The 14,542-nt window shown below is 68.4% G+C and carries 16 protein-coding genes; 11 read left to right on the plus strand and 5 right to left on the minus strand.

Annotated features, from left to right (window positions below):
* Nucleotides 1–195 precede the first annotated feature (195 nt).
* Together ACFE6Z_RS04775 and ACFE6Z_RS04780 are read right to left on the minus strand one after the other, a co-directional pair.
* Nucleotides 196–1,305: a fatty acid desaturase family protein gene (locus tag ACFE6Z_RS04775; RefSeq protein WP_375384657.1), complete on the minus strand. Its 1,110-nt coding sequence runs from the start codon at nucleotides 1,303–1,305 to the stop codon at nucleotides 196–198.
* A gap of 179 nt (nucleotides 1,306–1,484) precedes the next feature.
* Nucleotides 1,485–1,856, minus strand: a complete 372-nt coding sequence (locus ACFE6Z_RS04780) for a hypothetical protein (RefSeq protein WP_375384521.1) — start codon at nucleotides 1,854–1,856, stop codon at nucleotides 1,485–1,487.
* Between the two features lie 91 nt (nucleotides 1,857–1,947).
* Between ACFE6Z_RS04780 and ACFE6Z_RS04785 the strand changes: the two genes are divergently transcribed.
* The 6 genes from ACFE6Z_RS04785 to ACFE6Z_RS04810 all read left to right on the plus strand — a co-directional run bounded on the left by ACFE6Z_RS04785 (nucleotide 1,948) and on the right by ACFE6Z_RS04810 (nucleotide 6,604).
* A complete protein-coding gene (locus tag ACFE6Z_RS04785) occupies nucleotides 1,948–2,484 on the plus strand; it encodes a hypothetical protein (RefSeq protein ID WP_375384522.1) in 537 nt (178 codons plus the stop codon).
* A gap of 104 nt (nucleotides 2,485–2,588) precedes the next feature.
* A complete protein-coding gene (locus ACFE6Z_RS04790; RefSeq protein ID WP_375384523.1) occupies nucleotides 2,589–3,245 on the plus strand; it encodes a hypothetical protein in 657 nt (218 codons plus the stop codon).
* 29 nt (nucleotides 3,246–3,274) lie between these two features.
* Nucleotides 3,275–4,201, plus strand: coding sequence for a 5'-3' exonuclease H3TH domain-containing protein (locus tag ACFE6Z_RS04795; RefSeq protein WP_375384524.1), 927 nt, complete (start codon nucleotides 3,275–3,277; stop codon nucleotides 4,199–4,201).
* A 107-nt stretch (nucleotides 4,202–4,308) separates the two neighbouring features.
* Nucleotides 4,309–5,505: a sensor histidine kinase gene (locus ACFE6Z_RS04800; RefSeq protein WP_375384525.1), complete on the plus strand. Its 1,197-nt coding sequence runs from the start codon at nucleotides 4,309–4,311 to the stop codon at nucleotides 5,503–5,505.
* Nucleotides 5,502–6,164, plus strand: a complete 663-nt coding sequence (locus ACFE6Z_RS04805; protein ID WP_375384526.1) for a response regulator — start codon at nucleotides 5,502–5,504, stop codon at nucleotides 6,162–6,164. Before ACFE6Z_RS04800 ends, ACFE6Z_RS04805 begins: the two co-directional genes overlap by 4 nt.
* Nucleotides 6,165–6,301: 137 nt before the next feature.
* Entirely contained in the window at nucleotides 6,302–6,604 is a 303-nt protein-coding gene (locus ACFE6Z_RS04810) for an SHOCT domain-containing protein (RefSeq protein ID WP_375384527.1), read from the plus strand.
* Between the two features lie 59 nt (nucleotides 6,605–6,663).
* Here ACFE6Z_RS04810 and ACFE6Z_RS04815 read toward each other — a convergent pair whose 3' ends face one another.
* Together ACFE6Z_RS04815 and trpD are read right to left on the minus strand one after the other, a co-directional pair.
* A complete protein-coding gene (locus tag ACFE6Z_RS04815) occupies nucleotides 6,664–7,659 on the minus strand; it encodes a PHP domain-containing protein (protein ID WP_375384528.1) in 996 nt (331 codons plus the stop codon).
* Between the two features lie 54 nt (nucleotides 7,660–7,713).
* Nucleotides 7,714–8,778, minus strand: a complete 1,065-nt coding sequence (gene trpD, locus ACFE6Z_RS04820; protein ID WP_375384529.1) for an anthranilate phosphoribosyltransferase — start codon at nucleotides 8,776–8,778, stop codon at nucleotides 7,714–7,716.
* A gap of 103 nt (nucleotides 8,779–8,881) precedes the next feature.
* On the opposite strand from trpD, the gene ACFE6Z_RS04825 reads away from it, so the two are divergent.
* The 5 genes from ACFE6Z_RS04825 (at nucleotide 8,882) to ACFE6Z_RS04845 (ending at nucleotide 13,760) form a co-directional block, all read left to right on the plus strand.
* Nucleotides 8,882–9,526 (plus strand): heme-copper oxidase subunit III, encoded by a 645-nt coding sequence (locus tag ACFE6Z_RS04825; RefSeq protein WP_375384530.1) that lies wholly within the window; start codon nucleotides 8,882–8,884, stop codon nucleotides 9,524–9,526.
* A gap of 17 nt (nucleotides 9,527–9,543) precedes the next feature.
* Nucleotides 9,544–10,344: a c-type cytochrome gene (locus ACFE6Z_RS04830; protein WP_375384531.1), complete on the plus strand. Its 801-nt coding sequence runs from the start codon at nucleotides 9,544–9,546 to the stop codon at nucleotides 10,342–10,344.
* A gap of 35 nt (nucleotides 10,345–10,379) precedes the next feature.
* Nucleotides 10,380–11,438, plus strand: a complete 1,059-nt coding sequence (locus tag ACFE6Z_RS04835; protein WP_375384532.1) for a Rieske 2Fe-2S domain-containing protein — start codon at nucleotides 10,380–10,382, stop codon at nucleotides 11,436–11,438.
* Nucleotides 11,438–13,273, plus strand: coding sequence for a cytochrome bc complex cytochrome b subunit (locus ACFE6Z_RS04840; protein WP_375384533.1), 1,836 nt, complete (start codon nucleotides 11,438–11,440; stop codon nucleotides 13,271–13,273). Before ACFE6Z_RS04835 ends, ACFE6Z_RS04840 begins: the two co-directional genes overlap by 1 nt.
* Nucleotides 13,274–13,352: 79 nt before the next feature.
* Nucleotides 13,353–13,760 carry a rhodanese-like domain-containing protein gene (locus ACFE6Z_RS04845; protein ID WP_375384534.1) on the plus strand — a complete coding sequence of 136 codons (408 nt, stop codon included), beginning with the start codon at nucleotides 13,353–13,355 and terminating at the stop codon, nucleotides 13,758–13,760.
* Here ACFE6Z_RS04845 and ACFE6Z_RS04850 read toward each other — a convergent pair.
* Nucleotides 13,757–14,542, minus strand: coding sequence for a PP2C family protein-serine/threonine phosphatase (locus ACFE6Z_RS04850; RefSeq protein ID WP_375384535.1), 786 nt, complete (start codon nucleotides 14,540–14,542; stop codon nucleotides 13,757–13,759). The genes ACFE6Z_RS04845 and ACFE6Z_RS04850 overlap by 4 nt on opposite strands.

Here is a 14,542-nt window from a genome sequence, read left to right on the forward strand (position 1 = left end):
CACCGCGAGTGGACGGATTGACGCCGAGTGAACGGCATCCCGACGTCGTGGAAGCCGTGCGCTCGGCGTCAACCCGTGCACTCGGGGGTATCGCCTCGACTCGGGGGGGGTCGACGCGGGCGGTCGGGGACGGGCAGCGACGCGATGAGGGCCGCCCCGCATCGCGGGACGGCCCTCATCGAGGAAGTGCGTCGACTACACGCGACGGTACTGGGCGACCATGTTGCACTCGAACGGGTCGCGCGCCGCGAGTCCGACCTTGTTGAGGTACTGGATGACGATCCAGTACGACTTCAGCATCGTCGTCTCGGTGTAGGGCACGCCCAAAGTCGCGCAGTGTTCACGCACGATGTCACGAGCGCGGGCGAGATGCGGCCGGGGCATGTTCGGGAACAGGTGATGCTCGACCTGGTAGTTCAGGCCGCCCATGAGGATGGTCGCCCACCAGCCGCCCGAGATGTTGCGCGACGTGCGCACCTGCTTCGTGAAGAAATCGAGCTTGGCATCGGCGTCGATGATCGGCATGCCCTTGTGGTTCGGCGCGAACGAGGCGCCCATGTAGATGCCGAAGACGGCCATCTGCACGCCGATGAACGCGAAGGCCATGCCCAGCGGCAGGAAGAGGAAGATCGGGGTGAACAGCACCGCGAAGCGCAGCGCGATCAGTCCGAGTTCGACCCAGCGGCCCTTGACCTCGCCGCGCTGCGTCAGGTGGCGGATCGCGATCCAGTGGAGGTTCAGCCCCTCGAGCGTGAGCAGCGGGAAGAACAGCCAGCCCTGGCGCCGGGTGATCGCGCCCATGATGCCGGAGGTCTTGGCGGCATCCTCTTCGAGGAACCGGATCGTGTCGACCTCGATGTCGGGGTCGCGGCTGACGCGGTTGGGGTTCGCGTGGTGGCGGGAGTGCTTCGAATCCCACCAGCCGTAGCTCATGCCGACGACGCCGTTGCCGAGGATCATCGCGAGCCGCTCATTCGCCGGACCCGACGCAAGGATCTGCTTGTGCGCGGCCTCGTGCGAGAGGAACGCGACCTGAGTGAAGAGCAGACCGAGCGCTGCGGCGATCAGGAGCTGGAACCAGCTGTCGCCGAGCAGAACGAAACCCGCGGCCGCTCCGCCGAAGGCGAGCAGGAGTGCTCCGCCGACGAGGGCGTAGAAGCCCTGGCGCCTGTTGAGCAGGCCGGTCTCACGCGCGAGCTGCGAAACCTCGGTGTACGCCTTGGTCAACCGGGGGAAGTCACCGGTTCTCGCATACGTGGAGCGGACCGGGCCGAGGCGGCTTTCAGGAACATTGACAGCGACGATGAGACACCCACTTTTCTGCTAACCCGCTGAGGCGAGTCGGAAGCCGTAAGCCAAAGGCGTCTGCCGATCGCTGGGGCTCATCCTACGCAGGAGAACATGCCAGGGCGGGGATGTACGCCACATGTGCATACAACCCGCAGGCGACGCCCAGCCGGCCCGATGCCGGACTCAGGGTGCGGTCAGGGTGCGGTCACCTTGACCGTGAAGCTCACATCCTGGATACCGCCGTTGCTGTTGCTCAGCACGATCTTCGTCGTGCCGACGGCGAGAGCGTCCACGCCGGGGTTGAACGTCGTGTCGCCATCGACCCGGCCCTGCACGAACTCGGCGACCGTCGGTTCGTCGACGACGCCCGTGTAGCTGTCGACGGCGAGGTCGCCCGTGTTGATGTCGAGCACTTGGCCGACGCGGAGGTCGACGGTCGCGCCCTGCAGCGCACCGGCGTCTTTCACGACCGGCGTGATCACCGGGCTGACCGAGGGAGCGCACGCGCTCAGGCCGAGACCCAGCACGAGGACGGCGCTTGCGGCGAGCAGTTTCACGAGCTTCACGCCGCCAGTATCGCAGGCGGCCACCGCGGCGCATCACCCTCGTCTGTGGATAAGTCCGCAGCGACACGCGGGGCACGGCTACGGTGGTGGCGTGAAATCACGGCTCTCGATCGTCGCCCTCGCTCTGGCAGCGGTGATCATGAGCGGATGCTCGGGCCAGCCCGACCCCGTGGCCTCGACGCCCGCGTTCACGAGCGAAGAGCAGGCGTTCGCCGCGGCCGAGCAGACCTATCGCAACTATGTCGACGCGCTCAACCAGGTCGACCTCAGCGATCCGCAGACCTTCGAGGCGGTGTACAGCTGGACCACGGGCGATGCGAATGCTGCGGCTCGAAAGAGCTTCACGCAGATGTCCGCAGACCACTGGACCGTGTCTGGAAAGAGCGTGGCCAGCACCGTAGCGCCGATCCTAGCGGGGGATGAATGGATGGATTCCGTCGCGTTGGCCGTATGCCTGAATGTGTCTGACGTGGACGTCGTCGACGAATCCGGACAATCGAAGGTGAGCGCGACTCGAGGCGCCGTACAGAGCATGCGAGTTTCATTAACCTCCTCGCACGCCAGTCCAACTCGGTGGCTCGTAAGCACAATAGAAGGCCGAGAAGGTGATCCCGTTTGCGAGTCCTAAAGGGATTCGCAGTCGTCCTACTTGCACTCGCTGCTGTCGCCGTCGAGTCGACAGCCGCCCACGCGGAGCAATGCGAGGGAGTTGGCTGGACCGAATATTGCGAGGTGTCCAACTCGGGCACCAGCGTCGACATCGGCGGTTCGCTCACGAACCCGGGCAGCGGTGGCGGGGAGGACGACATCACGGCACCCGGTGACGAGGACGCCGCTCCCCCGCCCGCGACCGACGACTCGTGTCCGCTCAACCGCTGCAACATGCTGCTCGAAGTCGAGGTGCTCCGCGAGGTGACCCTCGCCGACCTGGCGTCGTTCGTGCCCGCCCGTCCCACGCTCACCGGAGAACCGGCCGGTCTCGGCGTCGTGGGGATGCCGACGAACCTGGTGGCGACAGCATCCACTCAGCTCCTGTCCGGCCGCCTGTTCGACCGTGACGTCGTGGTGCGATTCACTCCGTCGGCGTTCCGGTTCGACCACGGCGACGGCACCTCCGCGACGGCCCCCACGGGCGGCGCGAGCTGGGCGACCCTCGGGCAGGCCGACTTCACGCCGACCGCGACCACCCACGTGTACGCCGCGCGCGGCACGTACCCGGTGGCGGTGACCGTGCTCTACAGCGCGTCGGTCGACTTCGGGACGGGATGGCGCCCGGTCGCGGGATTCGTGCAAGCGTCGACGGGCGGCTATGACGTCAGGGTCGTCGAGGTGCGCACCGCGCTCGTCGACAAGACATGCCTGGAGAATCCGTCCGGCCCGGGCTGCTGACCCGCAGGCGGTGCTGGCAGGATGAGCGCATGCCCGACCGACTCATGCTGCTCGACAGCGCCTCCCTCTACTTCCGCGCCTTCTACGGTGTGCCCGACACCGTGAAGGCGCCCGACGGCGCTCCGGTCAACGCGGTCCGAGGCTTCCTCGACATCATCACGCGCCTGGTCACCACCTACCGGCCCACCCACCTCGTCGCCTGCTGGGACGACGACTGGCGCCCACAGTGGCGCGTCGATCTCATCCCGACCTACAAGACGCACCGCGTCGCCGAGGTCATCGAGGTCGGGCCCGACATCGAGGTCGTGCCCGACCCGCTCGAGGTGCAGGTGCCGGTGATCCGCGAGGCACTCGGCGCGCTGGGGATCACGATCGTCGGCGCCGCCGCGCACGAAGCAGACGACGTCATCGGCACCCTGGCGACGAAGGCCACTCTCCCGGTCGACATCGTGACCGGCGACCGCGACCTCTTCCAGCTCGTGGACGATGCGACCGGGGTGCGCGTGATCTACACGGCACGCGGCATGAGCAACCTCGAGATCGTCACCGACGAGGTCGTCGTGAAGAAGTACGGCGTGCTGCCCAGTCAGTACGCCGATTTCGCCACCCTCCGCGGCGACTCGTCGGACGGGCTGCCCGGCGTCGCGGGCATCGGCGAGAAATCGGCGGCCACACTGCTTGCGGCGCACGGCGACCTGCGCGGCATCATCGCCGCAGCCGAGGCCGGCGAAGGCATGTCGGCCGGAGTGCGCGCGAAGATCCTCGCCGGACTCCCCTACCTGGAGGTCGCACCGACCGTCGTCGAGGTCGTGAAAGACCTTCCCGTCCACGAGTTCGACGCGCGCCTGCGCCCCCTCACCGGCCACGAGCGAGCGGATGCTGTCGCCCTCGCCGAGCGGCGGGGCCTGGGCACCGCGATGGAGCGCATCCTCACCGCGCTCGACTCGGTCGGCTGAGCCGCACCGCGCTCACCGACCCGCCCGCGCCATACTCCCCCCGAAGTATCCACGCCCACTCCCGCGGTCAGACGCCTCCCCGCGGCCACCGGCGTACGATCGAGCCCATGCCGGGCGCCGAGTGGAACCGATCGGCGCTGGATCAGGCGCCGCGCTTCCAGCCCCCTCCGGCCATCACCCTCCTCGTTCCGGTCGCGATCGCGTTCATCGTGCAAGTGCCCGCGACCATCGCGGTATCGGTCTGGCAGCACGTCGGGCCGCTCAACGTCTCCATCAATGCGCTGCTGGCCGCAGCATCCGCTCTCGCCCTGCTCGCTGCCCGCCGCTGGCCGGGCGTCACGGTCGCGATCGTCGCGGCGCTGACCACGATCGACCTGTTCGTACCGCCCGATGCCGGCCCGCCCTTCATCGCCCTGGCGTTCGCGATCATCGGCGCTGTCGTGCGCGGAGCCCGCGCCTGGGCTCTGGTCTCAGTCGGTGCGGCGTGGGTCGTGGCGGTGGTGGCTGCGGGAATCGTGGGCGAGAGCTGGCACCCGTTCCGCATCGCCCTCACGACAGTCGGGCTCGCCTTGTGCTTCGTGATCGGCGAGGCAGTCCGCTCGCGCTCCGCGCATGCGGCCGCCCGTCGCGAGCAGCTCGCCGAGCGCCGGCGCGTGACCGAGCAGGAGGAGCGCGCCCGCATCGCCCGCGAGCTGCACGACGTGCTGGCCCACTCGCTCAGCCAGATCGCTGTGCAGTCCGGCGTCGGCCTGCACCTGTTCGACCGCGAGCCCGAGCGGGCCCGCGAGGCACTCGCCAGCATCCGATCGCTCAGCGCCACCGGGCTCGACGAGGTGCGTGGGGTACTGACCTTCCTCCGCGGCGACGACGCAGGCGCGCCGAACACCGCGCCCCTGACCCCCCAGCCGCAGCTGGCCGACCTCGCTCCCCTGGTGGCGCAGCGCTCGAGCATGGGCCTGACCGCGATCCTGGACGACCGCCTCGCCGGCGAGGTACCGCGCAGCGCCGTGCAGACCACCGCGTACCGGATCGCCCAAGAGGCGCTCACCAACATCGTCCGTCACTCCGCCGCTGCCACCGCCACCGTGTCGCTGTCCCGCAGCGGCACCGACCTGGTCGTCACGATCGAGGATGACGGCACGGGCCTGGACGCGACGCGCGGCGAGGGTGGCGGCATCCGCGGCATGCGCGAGCGCGCCGCACTCGCCGACGGCACCCTCGCGATCGAGCCGGGCGCGCGCGGTGGCACGATCGTGACCGCGCGGCTGCCGTGGGACGGACCCCGAATGAGAACAACGCCGTGATCCGCGTCGCCCTCGCCGACGACCATCAGCTCGTGCGAGCGGGCTTCCGCGCCCTGCTCGACTCCGAGCCCGACATGCAGGTGGTGGCCGAGGCATCCGGCGGCGAGCAGCTGCTCCGCGAGCTGCGTCGCACACCGGTCGACGTGGCACTCCTTGACATCCGGATGCCGGACGGTGACGGCCTGTGGACGACCGAGCAGATCGCGGCCGACGCGCACCTCGACGGCGTCAAGGTGGTCATCGTCACCACGTTCGAGCTCGACGAGTACGTCGCCCGGGCGATCCGCGCGGGCGCGAGCGGGTTTCTCCTCAAAGACACCGAGCCCGTGGAACTGATCCGTGCGGTGCGGGTCGTCGCCGAGGGTGATGCCCTGCTGTCGCCGCGCGTCACGCGCCGGCTCCTCGAGCGGGCCGCGATAGGGCTGCGGGATGCCGAGACTCCGCGCGAGCTCGGAGAGCTGACCAGCCGCGAGACCGAGGTGCTCAGGATGGTGGGGAGGGGGCTGACGAACGATGAGATCGCGGCCGAGCTGTTCCTGTCTCCCCTCACGGCGAAGACCCATGTGTCGCGCGTCATGCAGAAGCTGCACGCGCGCGACCGCGTGCGTCTCGTGGTCATCGCGTACGAGTCCGGCCTCGTCGCGCCGGGCTGGCAGTAGCCCTCTCCTGGCACTACTCCCGCGGAAGCATCCCGGTTCGCTCCCCGCGGCGGATTCGCGGATCCCGCCGACGGCGTTGACTCGAGGCATCTGATCGGGAGGCGACCGCCGCCCGGTCCTGACCGAGAGGATCAGCAATGTCATCGACTCTTGCCACCGTGGCGCCCACGATCGGCGCCCATTTCGGACCGTGGGGATGGGGGCCCGGACCCTGGCTGCTGCTCATCCCGCTCTTCTGGATCATCGTGTTCGGCATCATCTTCGCGATCTTCGGCCGCCGGTGGCGCCGGTCCGCCCGTGAGAACGGCTACGGCCGCGGGAGCGCGTCGGGTCAGGCGGAGGTCACGCTCGCAGAGCGGTTCGCGAAGGGAGACATCGACGAGGTCGAGTACCGCGCCCGCCTCGAAGTGCTTCGGGCGAACGCCGCGCGCTCGTCGTGATCCGCGGGGTACCGGGCATCCTCCGGACGCCCGGTGCCCGCGCCCGTGCACTCCCGGGGTCAGCGCGTGCGTCCGGTCCACTCGCGCAGGCGCTCGAGCGTCCACGTCGTGACGATGCGCTGCGCCGGAACCCCCGCGCGCTCTGCGCGCTCGGCGCCGTAGTCGATCAGTGACAGCTGGCCGGGCGCGTGCGCATCGGAGTCGACCGAGAACAGGCATCCCTCATCCAGCGCGATCGCGATGAGGTCGTCGGGCGGATCCTGCCGCTCGGGGCGCGAGTTGATCTCGACCGCCACGAGGTGCTCGGCGCACGCGGCGAACACAGTGCGGGCCTCGAGCGTCGAGGGTGGGCGCGTGCCGCGGGATCCCTCCACGAGACGCCCCGTCACGTGCCCGAGCACATCGACTTTTCCGCTGGAGACCGCTCGCACGAGCCGCCGGGTCATCGGGCCGCGCTCCATCCGGAGCTTCGAGTGCGCCGAGGCCACCACGATGTCGAGTTCGTCCAGGAGCTCCGGCTCCTGATCGAGCCCGCCGTCCTCGAGGATGTCGACCTCGATCCCGGACAGGAGGGTGAATCCTCCTCCGCTCATTCCGGCCACGATCTCGAGCTGCGACCGCAGCCGTTCGGGCGAGAGGCCGTTGGCCACACGCAGCCGCGGCGAGTGGTCGGTGAGAGCGAGGTACTCGTGGCCGAGCGCGCGCGCCGCCTCGACCATCAGGTCGATCGAGGTGAGACCGTCCGACCAGTCGCTGTGACTGTGCAGATCGCCGCGCAACAGGGGCCGCAGCGCCGACGCGCGCTGCACGCCGGCCCGTTCCCGCAGGTCGACCAGATAGGCCGGCACCTCGCCGGCGAGCGACTCCTGGATGACCGCGAACGTCGAGTCGCCGATTCCCTTACGGCGACGGAGGGATGCCGCATCCTGCAGCTGCTCGTCGCTCAGACCGGCGATCGCCTCGGACGCGGCACGGAACGCCTTCGATTTGTACCGCGACGACCGCTCGCGTTCGAGCAGTGTCGCGATCTCGTTGAGGGCGTCGAGGGGGTGCACGGCTCCAGCTTACGAAGGCGCTCCGACGCGGGTATCGGGTCGTGCGGCAGGCGGCTACGCGCCCGCGAGCTCCTGCGTGACCGCGACCCATTCGTCGAGCTTCGCCTCGGCCGCGCCGCCGTCGATCGCGGCTGCCGCAGCATCCTGCGCGTCGGCGAGCCGCTCGAGGATCGGCCGCTGCACCTGCGTCGCATCCTGCGCGAGCTGATACGCGACGAGGCCCGCCGCGGCATTCAGCACGACGATGTCGCGGACAGCGCCGCGCTCGCCGGCGAACACGCGCCGCACGATCGCCGCATTGTGTGCGGGCTCGCCGCCGAGCAGATCGTCGATGTCGGCGAGCGGGATGCCGAGGTCGCGCGGGTCGAGGTCGTGCTCGTGCACGTCACCGCGACTGATCTCCCACAGCCGGCTGTGCCCGGTGGTCGTCAGTTCGTCCAGGCCGTCGTCGCCGCGGAAGACCAGCGCGGTCGCGCCGCGGGTGCGGAAGACGCCGGTGATGAGCGGCACGCGGTCGAGGATCGCGACGCCGACCGCGTTCGCCTCAGCCCTGGCCGGGTTGCACAGCGGCCCCAGGATGTTGAACACCGTCGGTACGCCCAGCTCGGCCCTGGTGGGGCCGGCGTGACGGAACCCGGGGTGGAACGCGAACGCGAACGCGAACGCGATCCCGGTGCGCTCCAGGCTCGTCGCGACCGCCTCGGGCGAGATCGTCAGATCGACCCCGAGGGCGGCCAGCACATCGGACGAGCCGGACGACGAGCTCGCGGCCTTGTTGCCGTGCTTGAGGACGGGGACCCCGGATGCCGCGGCCACCACTGCCGCCATCGTCGACACGTTCACCGTGCCGAAGCGGTCACCCCCCGTCCCGACGATGTCGAGCACATTCGGGTCGACCGGCAGCGGCACCGCGGCCTCCAGGATCGCGTCGCGGAAGCCGACGATCTCGTCGACCGTCTCGCCCTTCGCCCGCAGCGCGATGAGGAATCCGGCGAGCTGCGAGGGGCTCGCAGCGCCCTGCATGACCTGTCGCATCGCCCACGACGACTCGGACACGCTCAAGTCGCGGCGGCCCAGAAGTGTGGTGAGAACATCCGGCCACGTGTACAGCTCTGCCATGAGCAACGATCCTACTCAGGGCCGCTGTCGCAGTTCTCCAAAGTCCGAATGGGGCCAAATCGATGTCTCGGAATGGGAAGCTCATGCTCCGAAGTCGGTCATAATGGCTAGTGTGACGACCACGCCAGCGACCTACTCCCAGGCGATGCGCTCCGTCAAGCGACCCGATCCGGTCGCTGTCGGAACCATCGTGTGGCTCGGCAGCGAGGTGATGTTCTTCGCGGGCCTGTTCGCGATCTACTTCACCCTCCGCAGCACGTCCCCCGAGCTGTGGGCTGATCAGTCCCAGCTCCTGAACGTGCCGTACGCGTTCGTCAACACGATCGTCCTGGTTCTTTCCTCGGTGACCTGCCAGATGGGTGTGTTCGCCGCCGAGCGATTCCAGCCGTACACGGTCAAGTCGAACTCGTTCTGGCAGCGCTGGGGCATGGTCGAGTGGTTCTACCTCACCTTTGCCCTCGGTGCGATCTTCGTGTCGGGTCAGGTCTGGGAGTACGCCCAGCTGGTGACCGAAGGGATGCCGATCGACGCGAACTCGTACGCGTCGGCGTTCTACCTCACGACCGGTTTCCACGCCCTGCACGTGACCGGTGGACTCATCGCCTTCCTCCTCGTCATCGGCCGCGCCTTCGCGGTGAAGAACTTCGGTCGCAAGGAGATGACCACGGCCATCGTCGTGTCGTACTACTGGCACTTCGTCGACGTCGTCTGGATCGCCCTGTTCGCCGTCATCTACTTCCTGAAATAGAGCGGAGCAATCCTCGAATGACACGAGAGCACAAGCGTCGCTCCGGCGGACGTCGCAGCCCCCTCGCAGCCGCCGCTCTGATCGGCATCGGTCTGCTCCTGACCGGCGGGATCTATGCCGGTGCGTCCGCGGCGATGGCCGCCACCAACGAGCCTGCGGTCACCTCGACGCTCACCGCCGGCGACGGCAAGAAGCTTTTCCAGGCGAACTGCGCGACATGCCACGGTCTGGCCCTGCAGGGCACCGAGAACGGTCCGTCGCTGTACGGCGTCGGTGAGCTCGCCGTGCACTTCCAGGTGAGCACCGGCCGCATGCCCCTGCAGAATCAGGGGCCGCAGGCGCCGCAGAAGCCCGTCCAGTTCACGGAAGACGAGATCGCCGCGATGGCCGCCTACGTGCAGTCGCTCGCACCCGGACCGACCTTCCCTGCCGCAGAGGTCACGGACGGCAACGGAGACGTCGCCAATGGCGGCGAGCTCTTCCGCGTCAACTGCGCGATGTGCCACAACGTCGCCGGCGCCGGCGGTGCGCTCACCGAGGGCAAGTACGCCCCCGACCTGCACACCGTCACGCCGCTGAACATGTACGCCGCGATGGTCACCGGGCCGCAGAACATGCCGGTGTTCAACGACATGAACCTCACGAAGGAGGAGAAGCGCGACATCATCTCCTACCTCGTATACCTGCAGAACAACGAGTCGCCGGGTGGATACGCGCTCGGATCGCTCGGGCCCGTGTCCGAAGGTCTCTTCATCTGGATCTTCGGGATCAGCGCGCTGATCGCGCTCACGGTGTGGATCACCGCGAAGTCCAACTGATCGACGACAACAGACCGGAACGCACGAGGAGCACCATGGCACACGAGGACGACGCACTCGAGCACGAGAGGGCTTCCTGGAAGCCCTCCGCGGGGCTCGCTGTCGCAGTCACCGATCCGGTGCAGCCGCCTGCCCTTCCGCCGCACCGGGAGCGGATCACCGATAAGGACCCTGCGGCGATGAAGCGTGCCGTGCGCACGGTCTACACGCTGTTCTACCTGTCGGTCGCCGCGAGCATCTGGGCTGTGGCCGCGTACATGATCTTCCCGATCGAAGACGGCCAGATCGTCAGCATCCGCCAGAACAATCTGTTCATCGGACTCGGGATCGCCCTGGCGCTCCTCGCGATCGGCATCGGCGCGATCCACTGGTCCAAGGCGGTCATGTCGGACAGGGAGTTCATCGAGCCCCGTCACGCCACCCGCGGTCGCGACACGACGCGCGCCGCGGTCGTCGAGGCCTTCAGCGTTGCGAACGAGGAGTCCGGCTTCGGACGCCGCGCGCTGATCCGCAACTCGCTGTTCGCCGCACTCATCGCCTCCGTCATCCCCGGAATCACGCTCTTCCGCGGTCTCGCCCCGCAGAACGAGAATCCCGTCGAGCTGCTCAGCCACACGATGTGGAAAGAGGGAATGCGCCTGGCGCACGACCCGTCGGGCGAGCCCATCCGCGCCGCCGACGTCACACTGGGCTCCGCCGTGCACGTCATCCCGGAAGAGCTCGCGTCGCTCGGTCACTCCGAGGGCTACCTCGATCAGAAGGCGAAGGCGATCGTCCTGCTCATGCGCATGCTGCCCGAGCAGATCACCGAGTCTGCGGACAAGAAAGACTGGTCGTACGACGGCATCGTCGCGTACTCCAAGGTCTGCACGCACGTCGGATGCCCTGTCGCGCTCTACGAGCAGCAGACGCACCACCTCCTGTGCCCGTGCCACCAGTCGCAGTTCGATGTGGCCGACGGCGCCGCGGTGATCTTCGGGCCCGCCGCACGTCCCCTGCCTCAGCTGCCCATCACGATCGACTCCGAGGGCTACCTGATCGCCCGCAGCGACTTCCTCGAACCCGTCGGCCCAAGCTTCTGGGAGCGCCACTGATGACCACCGCATCTGCCGCCGGCCCGGCCTTCACCACCGAGACCGGTACAACCCGCTTCCAGTCCACCGTCAAGGAGGCACCGCTCGGCGGGCGCTTCGTCGGTGCGACGGCGAACTACATCGATGAGCGCACCAGCGTGTCGGGGTTCGTCAAAGAACTCGGTCGCAAGATCTTCCCCGACCACTGGTCGTTCATGCTCGGTGAGATCGCGCTGTGGAGCTTCGTCGCGGTACTCCTGTCCGGCACGTTCCTGACGTTCTTCTTCCAGGCCTCGATGGTGCCCACGCACTACACCGGCGCCTACATCCCCATGCGCGGCATCGAGATGTCGGCGGCGCTGCAGTCGACCCTGAACCTCTCGTTCGACATCCGCGGTGGCCTCCTGGTCCGTCAGATCCATCACTGGGCTGCGCTCGTGTTCGTCGCCGGCATCGGCGTGCACATGCTGCGCGTCTTCTTCACCGGCGCCTTCCGCAAGCCTCGCGAACTCAACTGGGTGATCGGCTTCATCCTGTTCATCCTCGCGATGGGCGAAGGCTTCACCGGCTACTCCCTCCCCGATGACCTGCTCTCCGGCAACGGCCTGCGCATCATCGACGGAATGATCAAGGGCATCCCGCTCATCGGCACCTGGACCTCGTTCCTGCTCTTCGGCGGCGAGTTCCCCGGCGAAGCGATCGTCGGACGCCTGTACACGCTGCACATCCTGCTGCTGCCCGCGATCCTCGTCGGATTGCTCGTGCTGCACCTGATGCTCATGGTGATCAACAAGCACACGCAGTTCGCCGGGCCCGCCCGGACGAACAGCAACGTCGTCGGCTACCCAATGATGCCGGTCTACATGTCGAAGATGGGAGGCTTCTTCTTCATCACGTTCGGCGTGATCGTGCTGATCGCCTCGCTCTTCACGATCAACCCGATCTGGGCATACGGGCCATACGACCCATCGCCGGTCTCGGCCGGTACGCAGCCCGACTGGTACATCGGCTTCGCCGACGGGATGCTGCGCCTGATCCCCCCGCATCTGGAGAGCGTGTTCTGGGGTCACACCTGGTCGTGGAACATCCTGATCCCGCTCGGCATCATCGGCGTGTTCATCGTCCTCGTGCTGATCTACCCCTTCATTGAGGCATGGGTGACCGGAGACACGCGCGAGCACCACATCGCCCAGCGTCCTCGCAACGCCGCCACCCGCACCGCGATCGGTGCGGCCGGCGTCACGATGTACGCGGTCATGTGGGCCGCAGCATCCTCCGACATCATCGCCACGCATTTCCAGCTGACGATGGAGGGGGTCATCCACACCCTCCAGGTGCTCCTGATCCTCGGCCCGATCATCGCCTACTTCGTCGCGAAGCGCATGGCGCTCGCGCTGCAGAAGAAAGACCGCGAGATCGCGCTGCACGGCTACGAGTCGGGCCGCATCGTGCGCCTCCCTGGCGGGGAATACATCGAGGTCCACCAGCCCGTCGACGAGTACGACCGGTGGAAGCTCGTCGGTCACGACGCCAACGAGCCCCTCGTCGTCCGTCCGAACGCGCAGGGCCGCATCCCGTGGCACGAGAACCTGCGCGCGTCGATCTCACGGTGGTTCTTCGAGGATCGCATCATCCCGCTCACCCAGAGCGAGCTCGACGCGGCCGTGGCGCACCAGCACCACGAGCTGGAGCACATCGCGCACGATGAGGACGAGGAGCTGCAGGGCGCTCACGAGCGCGCCGGGGTACCGGATGCTCCGCACCACCCGATCGACGACGGTCACTCGTCCGAGACCGCGGTGCGGCCCTCGAACGTCATCATCTCGGACGAGAAGGACACGAAGCCGAAGGCCTGAGGTCGCATCGGCAGGAATCGAGCGACGCGTGACCGCGCGCGGTGCCCGGTCGAGGCGGCCCGGCCAATAGCCTGAACGCATGACCACCGCCCTCGAGTACTTCACCGCCAAGCTCACCCACGAGACCGACGCATCGGACGTCTACGCCGCACAGCGGGCCGGCGATGCGTTCGTGCGCGGCGACGAAGCCTGGGCGCAGGGCCGGGTCTCGGGCGCCATCCACATCCCGCACGCCGAGATCGCGCGCCGAGCGCCACTCGAGATACCCCGCGACATGCCCGTGGTCGTCTACTGCTGGAGCCCCGGGTGCAACGGCGGCGCACGGGGTGCACTCGCCTTCGCCGAGCTCGGCTACAGCGTGAAAGAGATGATCGGCGGCTACGAGTACTGGGTGCGCGAGGGCCAGCCCGTCGAGAACGACGAGGGCGCGCTCCCCCGCACGTTCGACTCCCAAGTGATGGTCGTCAGGGTGCCGACCGGCGGCTAGGCCGACTCGAGCTCCTCCCGGAATCGCACCGCCGCCGAACCGGCGAACTCCGGGCGGTCGCGGTCGGGAGCGCCCCGTTCGACATCGCAGACCACCGCCGTGACGTTGTCGCGCGAGCCCGCCTCGAGCGCGAGCCGCACGAGCGCGTGCGCCGCGTGCGCGACCGTCTCGGATCGCGCGAGCGTACCGGCGAGATCGGCCTCGGGAACGTAGTCCGAGACGCCGTCACTGCACAGCATCCACCGGTCTCCGACGAACGCGTCGTGCTCGGTGACGGTGACCGTATCGGTCTCACCGCCGTGGAGCGACGCGGTGATGATGTTGCGGCGCGGGTGGGATGCGGCATCCGCCGCCGACAGCAGCCCGCGGTCCACGAGCTCCTGCACGTACGAATCGTCACGCGTCTCCCGGGTGAGCACCCCGTCGCGCAGTCGATACCCGCGCGAGTCGCCGGTGTGTGCGACGATCAGCTCGGACTTCTCGCCGACGAACAGCCCGGTGAACGTCGTCGCCATGCCCGCCAGCGCGGGGTCACGGCGCGCATGCGCGCCCACGTCCCAATTCGCCTCGCGGACGCGGACAGCCAGGTGGAGCGCATCGCGGATGTCGCCGTTCCCGGCCACGAGCCGGTGCACGAGGGCCGCAGACGCCAGATCTCCGGCCGGACCACCGCCGACACCGTCCGCGACGCCGGCACCCCAGGTCGCGGCGAACGCCGCATCCTGGTTGACGTGCCGGTACGTCCCGGCGTCCGACGCGGCCGCCGCTCTCAAACGCAGCAC

This window comes from uncultured Microbacterium sp. (assembly GCF_964244775.1).
Taxonomy (GTDB): domain Bacteria; phylum Actinomycetota; class Actinomycetes; order Actinomycetales; family Microbacteriaceae; genus Microbacterium.